This window comes from Methylovorus sp. MP688, assembly GCF_000183115.1.
Taxonomy (GTDB): Bacteria; Pseudomonadota; Gammaproteobacteria; order Burkholderiales; family Methylophilaceae; genus Methylovorus; species Methylovorus glucosotrophus.
Genome location: NC_014733.1, coordinates 510,747 through 526,771, shown reverse-complemented (window position 1 = coordinate 526,771; position 16,025 = coordinate 510,747). Strand labels below are relative to the sequence as shown.

Genomic DNA, 16,025 nt, shown 5'->3' with positions numbered 1-16,025 from the left:
GACCCAGCCTGTCGGCAGCAAGCATCTCCGAAGATATGATCTGGCAACACTACCGCAATGTGCCGATATAGCGCTTCTTGACAGTATCGACGGAAGGGGCGGCGGCCTCGGTTCGGGCAGGGCCTTGCTCCCCATTTAGCAAGGCCTGGTAGCGTAGCGCCTGGCGCGCCAGTTCGTCATTGCCCTGTTCAACCGCGAGCTTGATGATCGCACGGGCATACTCTTCATTTTGCGCCATCCACTCGATATCAATGACGCGGTTGGCAACCCTACGCAAGGAAACATAGAGGTGCGCAGCTATCGCTGTTTTTTCAGTATCCGCCATCAGATGATACGCTCCGCATGTTGGGAAATATCCAGCCCATCCTCCTCATCCTCGGCACTCACCCGCAGCGGACTTACCAGATTCACAAGCAACAGGATGACCCAAGTACCCACCCCGCTATACACCAGGGTGGCAATCACCCCTGTGGTTTGCGCGATCATGTTGCCATGCATGCCACCGACAGCGGGATTGGCCAGCAAGCCGGTCAGCAAGGCCCCCACAATGCCGCCTATGCCATGAATGCCAAACACATCAAGCGCATCATCCGCACCCAGCACCTGCTTCAAGCCGGTGGCGCCCCAATAGCAGGCAATGCCCGCCGCCACGCCGATGATCAACGCGCCATCTGCATCCACAAACCCTGAGGCGGGGGTAATCGCGACCAGACCCGCCACGGCGCCCGAGCACGCGCCAAGCAAGGTCGCGCGTGCCTTCACCCACCACTCCAGCGCCATCCAGGTTAACACCGCCATGGCCGTTGCCACTTGCGTGACCAGCATGGCCATGGCCGCACGCCCATCCGCCGCCACGGCAGAGCCCGCATTAAACCCAAACCAGCCTACCCAAAGCAGGGAAGCACCGAGCAAGGTATAGGTAAGATTGAATGGCGGGAAAGCAAGCCGGCCATAGCCCAACCTCGGCCCCAGCATGTAGGCGCAGACCAGACCGGCAATACCGGCGTTGATATGCACGACGGTACCGCCCGCAAAATCGAGCACGCCCTGCGCCGCCAGCCAGCCGCCTGGCTCCCACACCCAGTGCGCAATCGGCGCATAGATCAGCAAGCTCCAGAGCGCGATAAACAGCAGCATGGCAGGGAAGCGGATGCGCTCGGCAAAAGCGCCTGTCAGCAGGGCTGGCGTAATGATGGCAAAGGTAAGCTGAAACATGACAAACACGGCTTCAGGTACGCTGGAAGCGATATGGCTGACGCTGATCTCCGCCCCATCCGGGCTGAAACCCAGGCCATGCAGCAAGACCCGATCAAAACCGCCAATGAAAAAACTGGATGGCGTGAAGGCCAGACTGTAGCCCACCACCACCCATACCAGGGTGACCACGCAGGTGACCGCCAGACTCTGGAAGGCGGTCGAAAGTACATTCTTCTTGCGCACCATGCCTGCGTAAAACAAGGCGAGGCCGGGAATGGTCATCAGCAGCACCAGAGCCGTGGCCGTCAGCATCCATGCCGTATCCCCGGCACTGATCTGTGTCACCGGCACCATGCCGGGGCCAGTGGGTGCGGCATGAGCGACCGCTGGCATCAAGCCGACCCAGCTGCCAATGCCCAGCGACATCCCTGCCATCTTGCTGCTGACTGCCCTCAATATGCCCTCGCCTTCCGCTTTTTGCCCGGACTGACAACTGCCGGGCGCTTCTTTCACAGGCATATTCACGCAAAAGCCATGCCACCAATAAAAAAACCCGGCCATCAGCCGGGTTTTTTCAAGTCAGACAATACGCGATAAATCAGCTCAGTTTGCCATGGCACTGCTTGTACTTTTTGCCAGAGCCACATGGGCATGGATCATTACGCCCGACCTTGACGCCTTCGCGTTCAAAGGGCTGGCTTTCTTCCGTCGCGGAAACATCCGCAACGGCCAGTGGATCCTCACCGACGCTGGCACTCGCATCAAAGTCAGCATGCTGGTATTGCACGTTTTCCAGCTCCACCGGTTTTTCTACGGCTTCCACATCAGCTTCATTGCGCACTTGCACCAGCATGGTGATCTGGGTGACTTCACGCTTTACGGTATCCAGGAGGGCAGCAAACAACTCAAAGGCTTCGCGCTTGTACTCTTGCTTGGGGTTTTTCTGCGCATAAGACCGCAGGTGTATGCCCTGACGCAGATGATCCAGCGCTGCCAGATGCTCGCGCCAATGGTTATCAAGGCTTTGCAGCATCACGGCGCGCTCAAACTGGCGCATCACATCGGCACTGGCCTGTTGTTCTTTGGCAGCATACGCCGCCTCCGCCGCATTCAGCACATGCTCACGCAGGGTTTCTTCATGCAGGTCAGGATTTTCTTCCAGCATCTTTTGCAGGGGAATATCCAGACCCAGATCGGCCAGCAGGACTTTCTCCAGACCGGCAATATCCCACTGCTCTTCGAGGGTGCCTGGCGGGATATGGGAAGCAAAGGTGTCATTCACCACATCGGCACGCATGGCGGCGATGGTCTCGCCCACATCGGCGGCTTCCAGCAACTCGTTACGCTGCTGGTAGATCACCTTGCGCTGATCATTGGACACATCATCGTACTCAAGCAGCTGCTTGCGAATATCGAAGTTGCGGCCTTCCACCTTGCGCTGCGCGTTCTCGATGGCGCGCGTCACCCATGGATGCTCAATCGCTTCGCCATCTGGCATTTTCAGGCGCTCCATGATGGCGGATACGCGGTCAGAAGCGAAAATACGCAGCAACTGGTCTTCGAGAGAGAGATAGAAACGGCTGGAACCTGGGTCACCCTGACGGCCAGAACGGCCGCGCAACTGGTTATCCACGCGGCGTGATTCATGGCGCTCAGTGCCAATAATGTGCAGGCCACCTGCAGCCAGCACAGCGTCATGCTGCTTCTGCCAATCGGCCTTGATGGCGGCGATACGGGCTTCCTTGTCAGCGTCGCTCAGGCTTTCATCGCTGCGCACCAGCGCAATCTCTGGCTCAGGGTTGCCCCCCAGCACGATGTCGGTACCACGACCCGCCATGTTGGTCGCAATGGTGATCACGCCAGGACGACCCGCCTGCACAATGATCTGTGCCTCGCGCTCGTGCTGCTTGGCGTTCAACACCTGGTGCTCCAGCTTGGCTTCATTCAGCAGATGCGAAATCAGTTCGGAGTTTTCAATCGAAGTGGTACCCACCAGCACGGGTTGCCCACGGCTCTGGCAATCCTTGATGTCTTCGATAACGGCGCGGTATTTCTCGCCTGAGGTGCGGTAGACCTTGTCCATCATGTCTTTGCGCTGCATGCCACGATGGGTAGGGATCACGACGGTTTCCAGACCATAGATCTGGTTGAATTCGTAAGCTTCGGTATCGGCAGTACCGGTCATGCCGGACAACTTGCCGTACATGCGGAAGTAATTCTGGAAGGTAATGGATGCCAGCGTCTGGTTTTCTTTCTGGATCGCCACGCCTTCCTTGGCTTCAACAGCCTGATGCAAGCCATCGGACCAGCGGCGGCCCGGCATCATGCGGCCGGTGAATTCATCCACGATCACGATTTCGCCATCGCGCACCACATAGTGCTGATCGCGGTGGAAAAGAGATTGCGCGCGCAAGGCGGCATACATGTGGTGAACCAGGCTGATGCTGGCAGCATCGTAAAGACTGGCGCCTTCGGACAGCAAACCGGCCTCGGCCAGCAGTTGTTCGGCGTGCTCATGTCCGGCTTCTGACATCAGGACCTGATGGGATTTCTCATCCACCCAGAAATCCCCCTCGCCCTCTTCTTCCTGCTGGCGCTTGAGCTTGGCGGCGATGCCATTCATTTGCACATAAAGGTCGATGCTGTCATCGGCCTGACCGGAAATAATCAGCGGGGTACGCGCTTCGTCAATCAGGATGGAGTCGACTTCATCAATCAGCGCATAGCTGAGACCGCGCTGCACGCGTTCCTGCGAGGTGAACACCATGTTGTCGCGCAGGTAGTCAAACCCGAATTCGTTGTTGGTGCCGTAGGTGATGTCAGCCGCATATGCCTCTTGCTTGGCATCATGTGACATCTGCGAGAGATTGATACCGACGGTCAAGCCCAGGAAGTTGTAAAGGCGGGCCATCCACTCGGCATCACGCTTTGCCAGGTAATCGTTGACGGTGATGACATGCACGCCCTTGCCGGTCAGCGCATTCAGGTAGGCCGGCAATGTAGCCACCAGGGTTTTACCTTCACCGGTACGCATTTCGGCAATCTTGCCAGCGTTGAGTACCATGCCCCCGATCAACTGCACGTCAAAGTGACGCATACCCAGAATACGGCGACTGCCTTCACGCACTACTGCAAATGCTTCCGGCAGCAGTTTTTCAAGCGACTCGCCATTCTGATAGCGCTGCTTGAACTCCTCTGTTTTGGCTTTCAGCTGTTCATCGCTCAAGCTCTGCAATGCAGGCTCCAGCGCGTTAATCACCTGCACATTCTGTGCGTATTGTTTGACCAGCCGCTCATTGCGGCTACCGAAAATTTTCTTGAACAGCGTGGATAACATGCAATAACACCAACTTTCCGCCCCAAGGACGGAAACCTCTAGGTTGACTTAAACAGTTTCTGGGTATGTAACAATGCCAGCAACAACGCGCATCCACCCATGATGGACGACTTAATTCAGCAAATATTTCCTGGGATCCAGCGGTGCGCCATTCAGGCGAACTTCAAAATGCAAATGCGCACCCGTAGAACGTCCTGTAGTACCTACTCTGGCGATCATTTGGCCTTTTTCAACCCGGTCACCCACCTTTACCAATAATTCTGAGGCGTGGGCATATCGGGTCTCAAAACCTGCACCATGGTCAATCTTGACGATTTTACCATAATCGGGCGTCTGCTCTGCCGTCGTGACAAGGCCACCTGCCGCCGCGTAAATGGGCGTACCTACCTCAGAGGTAAAATCCAGGCCTTCATGAAACGCCATCCTGCCGCTGAAGGGGTCCAGACGCCAACCATAACTTGAAGAGTTATAAGCGCCATTGACGGGATGGCCATTGGGGAAAGCATTTTTCTGCACGCTCTGCTGCATCATGAATGCCTCAATAGCACTCAGCTGGTCCTGCTTGCGCTCCATCTCGAACAGCAGCTCGGATATCTTCTCCTGCAACTGCGGGACATCCAGTCCGTAGGCGCGTACTTCGGGGCCGCCGCGTCCAGGTTCGGGCTGCGCTTCTTCAGGAGTGGATGGCGAGATCCCCGCCATGCCGGAGAGCCGCTCGCTGGTGGCATCCAGTCGCATCATGCGCGCCTGCAATTCACCCAGCTGCATGGCCAGGGCATCAATATGTTCTTGGGTATTGGGGGAAACAAGGTGCAAAGCCGCCGGAATAAGCGCCTTGACGCCATGGTGCTTGCCATCTGCCTGTGGCAGAATAAGGAGGGATGTGAGCAGGGCTATGCCTGCTATCAAAAGCGCCAGAAATAGTACGACTTGCCCCAGAGTGAGAACCCTGGGTTTTGCCATTGTGTCAGAGACAATAATGATATTCACGCAATTCCCCTTTGAGAGCCCATCGGCATGCGCAAGCTGAACGCGTTATTCAAAGATAATGCCAATCTCGAAGCATTGACCAGCTTGTCGGACAGTTTGACTGCCTCTAAAAATGCCTGGAATGCTGTGGTGCCTGCTCAGCTGGCGCGCTATACGCAACCCGGTGTCATCAAGCACAAGCGCTTGACCGTATATGCCCATAACGGCGCAATTGCGGCAAGACTGAAGCTTTTATTGCCAACTTTAATCAGTGGGCTGCAAAAGCAAGGGGTTGAAGTTACTTCAATTCGGGTGGAAGTGCAAGTGCAATCTGGCACGCGGGAAACACCCAAAATACTGCGCACATTGAGCGCGCAAGCCGCAGAAAACCTGGATGATCTGGCACAGAAACTCAAAGGCTCTCCGCTGGGGGAAGCGCTCAGCCGACTGATCAGCCGGGCAGAAAAATAAGCCCGGCCCTCTCCCTTCTGAAACTAATCTCTTAACGCAAGCTCTGATCAAACTATGGAATTTTTGTACTATCTGGCAGCAGGTGCTGCAACCGGCGTGCTGTCTGGCCTTTTCGGCATAGGCGGCGGCGTAGTCATTGTATCCATCCTCGCTTATCTGTTTGCAGGCCTGGGTTTCCCCGAAAGTCATATCATGCACATTGCGCTGGGCACTTCGCTCGCCAGCATTGTGTTTACCTCGCTGTCATCTGCGCGCGCCCATCATCGCAAGGACAATGTGGACTTCGCCCTGGTCAGGCAACTGGCCCCCACCATCGTCCTTGGCACCTTGCTCGGCAGCCTGATCGTTGCCCAGATACATAGCCATGCCTTGCAAGCGATTTTTGCGGTTTTCCTCACAGCCGTGGCTTGCCAGATGCTGTTCAAGCTCAGCCCCAATCAGGCTAGCCGGGTTCCTGGTCGCTGGCTGAATGGCGTCATGGGCGTTGTTATCGGGTTTATCTCCAGTCTGGTGGGGATAGGCGGTGGCACGGTATCTGTACCCTATCTGCATTATTGCAATGTACCTTTGAAACGCGCGATTGGTACCTCAGCCGCCATCGGCCTGCCGATTGCCCTGGCGGGGACCATAGGCTATATCTACACCGGCTGGAGTGTGCCCGGCTTGCCTGCCAACAGCCTGGGCTTCATTTATCTGCCTGCGCTGGCGGGTATAGCACTGGCCAGCATTATCACCGCCCCCTGGGGCGCGGCCCTGGCACATCGCCTGCCGACGCCGATACTGCGCCGCCTGTTCGCCTGCCTGCTGCTGGCACTCGGACTCAACATGCTGTGGAAAGTCATATGAGCGGGGATGCAACATGAGCCTTGATACCAGCAAAGACAACGTCATTGAAGTGAGTGGACTGTACAAGCACTTCGATCAGGTCACCGCGATCAATGGACTGGATTTCACCGCTCGGCGCGGAGTGACCACGGCATTACTCGGTGGCAATGGCGCGGGCAAGACGACCACCATCGCCATGCTGCTGGGATTGCTGCTGCCCAGCAGTGGCAATATCCGCATACTGGGCGAAGACATGCTGAAACACCGGCACCGCCTGTTGCATCGCATGAATTTCTCATCGCCTTACGTCGATTTGCCTCAGCGCCTCACCGTGCGGCAAAACCTGACGGTATTTGGCCATCTCTATCGCCTGCCCGCGCTCAAGCAACGCATTGCCAAACTGGCAGAAGATATGAACCTCAGCCAGCTGCTGGACCGGCCTTACGGCAAACTCTCCGCAGGACAGAAAACCCGCGTTTCTCTGGCAAAGTCGCTGATCAATGAACCGGAAGTTCTGCTGCTGGATGAGCCGACCGCCTCGCTGGACCCGGACACCGCCGATGCCATACGCACGCACCTGGAGCAATACCAGCAACGCACTGGCGCCAGCATATTGCTCGCATCGCACAACATGACCGAAGTCGAGCGCATGTGCAGCGATGTGATCATGCTGCGCGCAGGCAAAGTAGTCGACACTGGCTCGCCTGATGCGCTGCTGGCGCGCTATGGCCGCACCTCCATGGAAGAGGTCTTTATCGATATCGCACGGGACCGCGCCCCACAATGAGCAAACAAGACATCCATTATTCACCACGCCGTATCGGCGCGATTGTGCTGCGCCATCTTTATCTGATGCGCACCTCCTGGCCGCGCGTGCTGGAAATGGTGTACTGGCCTACGGTGCAGATGATCCTTTGGGGCTTCATCACCCTGTTCCTCAAGGAAAACAGCCATTACGTGGCGCAGGCTGCCGGCATTCTGCTCTCTGCGGTGCTGCTGTGGGATGTGCTGTTTCGCAGTCAACTGGGCATAGCCCTGGTATTCATGGAAGAGATGTGGTCGCGCAACCTGGGGCATCTTTTTGTCAGCCCCCTGCGCCCTTATGAAATGGTATCGGCGCTGATCGTCATGAGCCTGATCCGCACCCTGATCGGCATAGGCGGTGCAGCACTGGTGGCGATTCCGCTGTTCCATTACAACATCTTTGACATGGGGCTGCCGCTCATCGCCTTCTTTTTCAACCTGATCGCCATGGGCTGGGCCGTGGGTTTGCTGGTGTCCGGCATCGTCTTGCGCTATGGCCTGGGTGCTGAAAGTGTGGCCTGGATTGCGGTGTTTGCCATTCAGCCCTTGTGCGCCATTTATTATCCTGTCGCCACTTTGCCGCACTGGCTGCAGCCGGTAGCCTGGGCCTTGCCAGCGAGCCATGTGTTTGAAGGCATGCGCGAGCTGCTGTTGCAGGGTACCTTCAATATGCATTATCTGGTCAATGCCATATTGCTGAATATTCTGTATCTGGGTGGTGGCATCGCTGCCTTTCTGGGCTATTTCCGCGCCGCTCGCCGCCGCGGATTGCTGCTGCAAATCGGCGAATAAGCGCCAGCCCGCCACAGGCCCTGCCGGAGTCATCATGCATTCCCCTGAAACCATCCCATCCACCTGGGCTGAGCGATTACCAGAACTGGCACAGCAATATGCCAGCATTCGCGAGCAACTGCGTGATGAAACCGATATACGTCCGCGGCCCGGCCTATGGTTTGAGGCATTGCGCGCAGTAAACCCGCAAGAGGCGCGCGTCGTCATTCTCGGCCAGGATCCCTATCACGGTGAAGACCATGGCATACAGCAGGCGCATGGCCTGGCGTTTTCGGTGCCTGAAGGTGTGCGCCCGCCGCCGTCTCTGCGCAATATCCTCAAGGAGCTGGCGAGCGATATTGGCGAAGCGCATATTGAAGGCGGCAACCTCAGCAACTGGAGCAAGCAGGGCGTGCTGCTGCTGAATGCCTCGCTAACGACGCGCGGCGGCGAAGCTGGCGCGCATGCGGCCTACTGGCATGCGTTTACTGAAAAGCTGATGACATGGCTGGGCCAGCGTGAGCAGCCTCTGGTATTCATCCTCTGGGGCAGCCATGCGCAACGCCATAAATCCCTGATCGCCCCGCAGCACCGCATCATCGAGTCCGTTCACCCATCGCCGCTTTCCGCGCACCGCGGATTTTTTGGCAGCCGACCATTCAGCCAGACCAACGCCGTGCTGGCCGAGTGGGGGCAAACGCCCATACACTGGTAAGCCAGCCTGGCACATGCCTCGCGGACAATAAAAAACGGCGCCTTATGCGCCGTTTTTTATTGAAAGCTTAAGCAGAGATTACTTGCTGTAGCGTGCCACGCTGGCCAGGATTTCCGCCTTGGCTTCATCGGTGCCCACCCAGCCACCCACCTTGACCCATTTGCCCTTTTCCAGATCCTTGTAGTGCTCAAAGAAGTGGGAGATAGGTGCCAACTGGAACTCAGGAATGTCGTGATAGCTTTTTACATCCTTGTACTGAGGGCAGACCTTATCAACAGGCACGGCCAGTACCTTGGCATCCACGCCGCCGTCGTCTTCCATGGTCAGCATGCCAATCGGGCGGCAACGAATCACCACACCAGGCTGCAAAGGAATAGGGGTAATCACCAGCACATCGGTCGGGTCACCATCTTCAGCCAGGGTGTGAGGGATGTAGCCGTAGTTACAGGGGTAGTGCATGGAAGTGCCCATGAAACGATCCACGAAAACCGCGCCGGACTCTTTATCCACTTCAAATTTGATCGGCTCGCCACGCATCGGGATTTCGATGATGACGTTGAAATCGTTGGGGATATCCTTGCCTGCTGGCACATTGTTCAGTGACATTACTTGATCCTTTTATCAAAAATAGGGTGATTCAGTTGTTATTTTAAACCAGCGTCTCGAATTTGAGCTGATCGGCGTTATAGGCTTTCATCTCGCCGTTGATGATATCGAAATACCAGCCGTGCAGCTTGATAAGCCCCTGCTCAATACGGGTGCGTATGAAGGGGAATGTTTGCAGGTTTTCCAGCGAAACCACAATGGCCGCCATCTCGCAGGCGCAGAGCTTGTCATCTGCCGTCTCATGGCCATGCTCGGCATTGACCCGGTCGGCCGCCCGCTTCGCCATGCCGACCCAGGGCTTGATGAATTCGCCGTCCATTCCTTCTGGAATGCCTTCAAACAGGGCCTTGATACCGCCGCACTGCCTATGCCCCAACACGATTATGTGTTGCACCTCCAGGGCGCTGACACCAAACTCCAGCGCCGCACTCACACCGTGGTAACCGCCGCCCTGCTCATAGGGCGGGACCAGATTCGCCACGTTACGCACCACAAACAAATCGCCAGGCTTGCAATCGAGCACGATGGCCGGATCGACACGGGAATCTGAACAGGCAATCACCAGCGTGCTGGGCTTCTGGCCCTGACTCAGTTCGGCAAACAGTTGCTGCTCGTCCGTCACGAAGTAGTTATCGTGAAAACGACGATAACCATCGATCAACTTCTGAAAATCCGTCATGCAGGTTTCTTTCTTCAATTGTGCCCGGCACTCTTCAACCACCCAGGATGGGATAAGGCGAAGTGCCAGGTACACCAGACCGGGGATGATGATCAGCTCATCGAGCTGGCCGATAACAGGAATAAAATCAGGTATCAGGTCAAACGGCATCACCAGATACGCCAGGGCCAACCATAGCAATGCCTTGGCTGCCATTGGCGTCTTCGGATGCGCCAGCACACGCTTGTAGACCTGGAACTCGGCCTTGAGCGTGGCGGCAAGCTGTTTCAGCTTCTGCTTCAGCGGGGCAACTCGCTGCCCGTCAGTTTGCGATAGGCTTCGCGGTACTTGTCCGCGGTTTTCTGCGCAACGTCAGCGGGTAACTCAGGGCCAGGCGCAACCTTGTTCCAGCCAGTGGATTCGAGCCAGTCGCGCACATATTGCTTGTCGAAGCTGGGTGGGTTGCTGCCTACGGCGTATTGCTCGGCAGGCCAGAAACGCGAGGAATCCGGCGTGAGCGCTTCATCAATCAGATAAAGCTCGCCAGCCGCATCCAGGCCAAACTCAAACTTGGTGTCGGCAATGATAATGCCGCGTGTCAGCGCATAGGCAGCGGCTTCGGTATACAGCTGAATGCTGATGCGGGCCACTTTTTCGGCCAGCTCTTTGCCCAGCAGCTGGGCGCATTTTTCCAGCGTGATATTTTCGTCATGGTCGCCCATCTCGGCTTTGCTGGATGGAGTGAACAGTGGCTGTGGCAATGGTGAAGCTTCTTGCAAACCTGCTGGCAGGGCGATGCCGCATACGGTGCCCGAGGCTTTGTATTCTTTCCAGCCGGAACCCACCAGATAGCCGCGCACAATGGCTTCGATCGGCAGCGGCTTCAGTTTTTTGACCACCAGCGCACGACGCGCCAGCTGGGCTTTTTCCGCCGGGTCTGACACCACGCTTTCCGGGGCAATGCCGGTCAGGTGATTGGGCACGATATGCCCCAGCTTATCAAACCAGAAATTGGCAATCTGGGTCAGCACGGCGCCTTTGTCCTGTATCGGCGTTGGCAAAATCACATCGAAAGCCGACAGGCGATCAGTCGTCACCAGCAGCATGGTCTTGTCGTCGATGTCGTAAATATCCCTGACCTTGCCCTGATTGATCAGAGGCAGGCTGTTAATGCTGGATCGCATGAGAGGTGCTGTCAAAACGGATTCCTTAATCAATATGCGTTAATGCGGTGTGCTGGCATGGTTATCTAAATCACGATCCTATTTGGATTGCAGATCCGTGCCATCGGTATAGGGGAAGCGCACATGGCCGTAACGCACCAGCAAAATCGCCATGGCAATGAGCAGGATGGAGGCCGAGACGGCAAAAATGCGCCAGGCATCCAGCTCCTTGATATCCAGTACCAGATAGCGCGCCAAGGCAATAATGCCGATGTAGAGTGGATAGCGCACTGGCAGCTTGCCCGAGCCCAGGTAATGGTTGAGCATGGTCATGACCTCAAGGTAGAGGAACAGCAGGAGCAAATCGCCCACTGTGACTGCCCAGGCCTGCCAGATATGGGCAATCTGCTGATAGGTCGCCACCACGGTCGCAAGTGCAATCACGATCAATACGATCTGCTCGACAATGCCCAGGCCATACTGGCCCAGGCTGCTAAATTTATTTGGTTTCATGCTGGCGCTCCCCAAGGTTTTTACCTGATATTGTCTTATGTGTCATGACTACGCCAGATTCATCAAATGAATCCAGCCATGCTGGCCTGAGCGCTATTTTACATGACAACCACACCCGTACGATATGCAGATAAGCAAGCACTTACGCGAGCATCACACACCCTGGCGAGGCTGTACCAGCGCGGTTAACTCGCCTTGCCGATAGCGGCGGGCCATCTCGGCACAGGCCACAGGCCGGATTCGCGATGCCTGACCCGCTGAGCCGAATGCCTCAAAGCGTGCCCGACAGATGCTGGCCATGCCCTGCGTGGCAGCCGTCAGCAGCTTGCGCGGATCAAGCTCGCGATTGTGCTGTCCACCATGCAGAAATTCCCGCGCCGACCCAATAAACGCCATGCGCAGATCGGTATCAATATTCACCTTGCGCACGCCATGCCGTATCCCCTGCACAATCTCTTCCACTGGGACACCGTAGGTTTCGGGAATCTCGCCACCATGGGCATTGATCAGTTGCAGCCACTCCTGCGGTACCGAGGATGACCCGTGCATGACAAGATGGGTGTTGGGCAAGCGTGCATGAATCTCACGGATGCGCTCGATGGCAAGAATATCGCCGCTGGGTGGCCGGCTGAATTTATAGGCGCCATGCGAAGTGCCTATGGCAATCGCCAGCGCATCCACATTGGTAAATCGTACAAAATCGGCAGCTTCTTCCGGGTCAGTTAGCAACTGACTGTGGTCCAGGTGGCCTTCGGCACCAACCCCATCTTCCTCGCCCGCCATGCCGGTTTCCAGTGAACCCAGCACCCCCAGCTCGCCCTCCACGGACACGCCAACGGCATGGGCAATATCCACTACCCGACGCGTCACTTCCACGTTGTAGGCAAAATCCGCAGGGGTAGAAGCATCTTCACGCAGCGAGCCATCCATCATCACACTGGAAAAGCCCAGCCGTATGGCCTGCACACATACATCAGCCGAGGCACCGTGATCCTGATGCATGACCACAGGAATATGCGGGTAGGTTTCAATGGCGGCCAGCACCAGATGCTGCAGGAAGATCTCGCCTGCGTATTTACGTGCCCCCGCGCTGGCTTGCAGGATGACCGGGCTATCCACCGCATCGGCAGCCTGCATGACCGCCTGTATCTGCTCCAGGTTATTGACGTTGAACGCAGGCAGGGCGTAGCCATATTCGGCCGCGTGATCCAGTGCCTGCCTGAGAGTAATGAGTGCCATGGCAAACTCCTAACTTTGGCGATGTTCCCCTACTTGGACAAGTTTCATGGTGTTGGTGCTGCCAGCCTTACCGATGGGTTGGCCAAAGGTCAGCAAAATATAATCGCCATTGGTCACCACACCACGCGAGACCAGCTCTTCTTCCGCATCAAACAGAATACGGTCAATATCATGACTGCCCACCTCCATGCGATAAGGGTAGACCCCACGGCACAGCGTCAGCTTGCGCCGCGTGTTTTGCTCTGGCGTCAGCGCATAGATGGGCACATTGTTGTTGGCACGCGATAACCAGATGGCCGACTTGCCCGACTGCGTCAGTGCGGCTATCGCCTTCACGTTGAAATGCCGTGCGCTGTAACTGGTGGCCATGGCAATCGCTTCATCGATTTCATCAAAGGTATCACGTCCCAGGCGTCGCACGCTGTCGTCGTAGTATTCTTTCTCCGCTTCCTTGCATACGCGATGCATGGCTGATACCGCTTCCACCGGAAACTGGCCGGCCGCGGTTTCCGCCGACAGCATCACCGCATCCGTGCCATCCAGCACGGCATTCGCCACATCCGATACCTCGGCCCGGGTTGGGATGGGGTTGAGGATCATGGATTCCATCATCTGCGTGGCGGTAATCACCAGCTTGTTCTTGGCGCGCGCCAGCCGGATCATGCGTTTCTGCAAGCCGGGCACCACGGCGTCGCCCACTTCCACGCCCAGATCCCCGCGCGCCACCATGATGACATCGGCGGCATCCACAATCTCTTCCAGGGCGGGTATCGCTTCTGCCCGTTCGATCTTGGCGACAATATGGGCATGGCCGCCTGCTTCTTGCACCAGTTGTCGCGCCAGTTCGACATCCGCCCCGCTGCGCGGAAACGAGATGGCGATATAGTCGGCGCTCAGGGCAGCAGCGGTCTTGATATCCTCGCGGTCTTTTTCCGTCAGCGCTTCGGCTGCCAGGCCCCCACCCAAGCGATTAATGCCTTTGTTATTGGATAGCAGGCCGCCTACCTTGACTGTGCAATAGACCGCACTACCTTCCACTGAATCCACGGTGAGCACGATACGGCCATCGTCCAGCAGCAGCACCGTGCCCGTGACGACCTCTTGTGGCAGGGTTTTGTAATCCAGGCCCACGCGCGATTGATCGCCCAAGGGGCAATCTGCATCCAGAATGAAATTATCACCGGGCCGCAGCAGTATCTTGCCATCGGCAAACTTGCCAATACGGATTTTGGGGCCTTGCAAATCGCATAGCACGCCTACCGAGCGTCGCCGCGCACGCGCCAGCTCCCGCACCAGCTCTGCCCGGGCAATATGGTCTGCCGCCTGCCCATGCGAAAAATTCAGTCGCACCACATCCACCCCGGCATCCAGCATGCGTTCCAGCACTTCACGCTCACTGGAGGCCGGTCCCAGCGTCGCCACGATCTTGGTTCTGCGTAATTCCATTGCTACCTCCTGAAATGGCCATCGTCTGCAGACCGCAAACGCTGCCACCTGAAACCATATTACCAATAACGGCTGCCCATAAAAAAAGGGGCGCGAGCGCCCCTTTTTACTGAATAGCCGCGTATCGGCTTAACCGCGTGCGCGTGCCTCCAGAATTTCAACTGCTGGCAGGGGCTTGCCTTCCAGAAACTCCAGGAAAGCACCACCGGCCGTTGAAATATAGGACACCTTGTCATAGATATCATACTTCTGAATCGCGGCAATGGTGTCGCCACCGCCCGCCAGGGTAAACGCCTTGGTCTGGGCAATGGCTTCCGCGATGCGTTTGGTACCTTCACCAAACTGATCAAACTCGAACACCCCTACCGGGCCATTCCAGACCACGGTGGCGGCATTCATGATGATCTCCGCCAATTCCTCAGCAGATTTCGGGCCAATATCAAAAATCATCTCGTCTGCGGCCACGTCACTCGCGTCTTTCAGCACCGCAGGCTCGTTGGCGTCGAATTGCTTGCCGACAACTACATCCACGGCAATCGGCACGGCTGCACCACGTGCGGACATTTTGTCGATCAGCGCCTTGGCTGTGGGCACCAGATCATCTTCACACAAGGACTTGCCGACTTCATGTCCGGTGGCCTTGAGGAAGGTATTGGCAATGCCGCCGCCCACCACCAGTTGGTCCACTTTTTCAGCCAGGCTTTCCAGCACGGTCAGCTTGGTCGACACCTTGGAACCACCGACAATCGCCACCATAGGCCGGGCCGGACAGAGCAGGGCTTTGCCCAGCGCATCCAGTTCCTGTACCAGCAGGATGCCTGCAGCAGCCACGGGCGCAAACTTGGCAACGCCATGCGTGGAAGCTTCTGCGCGGTGGGCGGTACCAAAGGCATCCATCACAAACACATCGCACAGCTTGGCGTATTTTTGTGACGTTTCGTCGAGATTCTTCTTCTCGCCCTTGTTAAAACGACAGTTTTCCAGCAGCACCAGTTCACCGTCGGCCACGTCAAAGCCGCCATCCACCCAGTCCTTGATCAGGCGCACAGGCTTGCCAAGCTTGGCAGCAATGACATCGGCAACCGGCTTGAGCGAGTTCTCCTCGGAATACACGCCCTCTTCCGGACGCCCCAGATGAGACGTCACCATGACCTTGGCACCCGCCTTCAGCGCGTGCTCGATAGTGGCCATGGATGCGGTAATGCGGGCATCCGAGGTCACTTTGCCGTCCTTGACCGGCACATTGAGATCAGAACGAATCAGTACCTTTTTACCCTTAAGGTCCAGGTCGGTCATTTTGATGACTTTCAT

16 protein-coding genes are annotated in these 16,025 nt (G+C 56.8%); 5 read left to right on the top strand and 11 right to left on the bottom strand.

Going from position 1 to position 16,025, the window contains the following annotated elements; genetic code table 11:
• Positions 1-49: 49 nt before the first annotated feature.
• The 4 genes from MPQ_RS02545 to MPQ_RS02530 all read right to left on the bottom strand — a co-directional run bounded on the left by MPQ_RS02545 (position 50) and on the right by MPQ_RS02530 (position 5,524).
• Positions 50-325, bottom strand: coding sequence for a hypothetical protein (locus MPQ_RS02545; protein ID WP_013441327.1), 276 nt, complete (start codon positions 323-325; stop codon positions 50-52).
• Positions 325-1,716, bottom strand: coding sequence for an ammonium transporter (locus MPQ_RS02540; RefSeq protein WP_041362540.1), 1,392 nt, complete (start codon positions 1,714-1,716; stop codon positions 325-327). Before MPQ_RS02540 ends, MPQ_RS02545 begins: the two co-directional genes overlap by 1 nt.
• Before the next feature lie 79 nt (positions 1,717-1,795).
• Positions 1,796-4,534 (bottom strand): preprotein translocase subunit SecA, encoded by a 2,739-nt coding sequence (gene secA / locus MPQ_RS02535; protein WP_013441325.1) that lies wholly within the window; start codon positions 4,532-4,534, stop codon positions 1,796-1,798.
• A gap of 111 nt (positions 4,535-4,645) precedes the next feature.
• Positions 4,646-5,524, bottom strand: a complete 879-nt coding sequence (locus tag MPQ_RS02530; protein ID WP_013441324.1) for a M23 family metallopeptidase — start codon at positions 5,522-5,524, stop codon at positions 4,646-4,648.
• Positions 5,525-5,551: 27 nt separating this feature from the next.
• Here MPQ_RS02530 and MPQ_RS02525 point away from each other — a divergent pair, with 27 nt between their 5' ends.
• Genes MPQ_RS02525 through MPQ_RS02505 form a run of 5 tightly spaced genes read left to right on the top strand, consistent with a single transcriptional unit; the run spans position 5,552 to position 9,089 of the window.
• Positions 5,552-5,974: a DUF721 domain-containing protein gene (locus MPQ_RS02525; protein WP_013441323.1), complete on the top strand. Its 423-nt coding sequence runs from the start codon at positions 5,552-5,554 to the stop codon at positions 5,972-5,974.
• A 54-nt stretch (positions 5,975-6,028) separates the two neighbouring features.
• The gene (locus MPQ_RS02520; protein WP_013441322.1) at positions 6,029-6,820 is read left to right on the top strand and encodes a sulfite exporter TauE/SafE family protein; all 792 of its coding nucleotides are present in this window, start codon (positions 6,029-6,031) and stop codon (positions 6,818-6,820) included.
• Between the two features lie 13 nt (positions 6,821-6,833).
• Positions 6,834-7,586, top strand: coding sequence for an ABC transporter ATP-binding protein (locus MPQ_RS02515; protein ID WP_013441321.1), 753 nt, complete (start codon positions 6,834-6,836; stop codon positions 7,584-7,586).
• Positions 7,583-8,395, top strand: coding sequence for an ABC transporter permease (locus MPQ_RS02510; protein ID WP_013441320.1), 813 nt, complete (start codon positions 7,583-7,585; stop codon positions 8,393-8,395). Before MPQ_RS02515 ends, MPQ_RS02510 begins: the two co-directional genes overlap by 4 nt.
• Before the next feature lie 34 nt (positions 8,396-8,429).
• A complete protein-coding gene (locus MPQ_RS02505; RefSeq protein WP_013441319.1) occupies positions 8,430-9,089 on the top strand; it encodes a uracil-DNA glycosylase in 660 nt (219 codons plus the stop codon).
• Positions 9,090-9,167: 78 nt separating this feature from the next.
• Here MPQ_RS02505 and ppa read toward each other — a convergent pair whose 3' ends face one another.
• From ppa to MPQ_RS02470, 7 genes are all read right to left on the bottom strand, one after another.
• A complete protein-coding gene (gene ppa / locus MPQ_RS02500; RefSeq protein WP_013441318.1) occupies positions 9,168-9,695 on the bottom strand; it encodes an inorganic diphosphatase in 528 nt (175 codons plus the stop codon).
• A 43-nt stretch (positions 9,696-9,738) separates the two neighbouring features.
• The gene (locus MPQ_RS02495; protein WP_369750508.1) at positions 9,739-10,569 is read right to left on the bottom strand and encodes a carbonic anhydrase; all 831 of its coding nucleotides are present in this window, start codon (positions 10,567-10,569) and stop codon (positions 9,739-9,741) included.
• 83 nt (positions 10,570-10,652) lie between these two features.
• Positions 10,653-11,552 carry a phosphoribosylaminoimidazolesuccinocarboxamide synthase gene (locus MPQ_RS02490; protein WP_013441316.1) on the bottom strand — a complete coding sequence of 300 codons (900 nt, stop codon included), beginning with the start codon at positions 11,550-11,552 and terminating at the stop codon, positions 10,653-10,655.
• 63 nt (positions 11,553-11,615) lie between these two features.
• A complete protein-coding gene (locus MPQ_RS02485) occupies positions 11,616-12,029 on the bottom strand; it encodes a phosphate-starvation-inducible protein PsiE (protein ID WP_013441315.1) in 414 nt (137 codons plus the stop codon).
• A 153-nt stretch (positions 12,030-12,182) separates the two neighbouring features.
• Positions 12,183-13,268, bottom strand: coding sequence for a class II fructose-bisphosphate aldolase (fba, locus tag MPQ_RS02480; protein WP_013441314.1), 1,086 nt, complete (start codon positions 13,266-13,268; stop codon positions 12,183-12,185).
• A 9-nt stretch (positions 13,269-13,277) separates the two neighbouring features.
• Positions 13,278-14,714: a pyruvate kinase gene (gene pyk, locus MPQ_RS02475; RefSeq protein WP_013441313.1), complete on the bottom strand. Its 1,437-nt coding sequence runs from the start codon at positions 14,712-14,714 to the stop codon at positions 13,278-13,280.
• Between the two features lie 129 nt (positions 14,715-14,843).
• Positions 14,844-16,025, bottom strand: a complete 1,182-nt coding sequence (locus MPQ_RS02470; RefSeq protein WP_013441312.1) for a phosphoglycerate kinase — start codon at positions 16,023-16,025, stop codon at positions 14,844-14,846.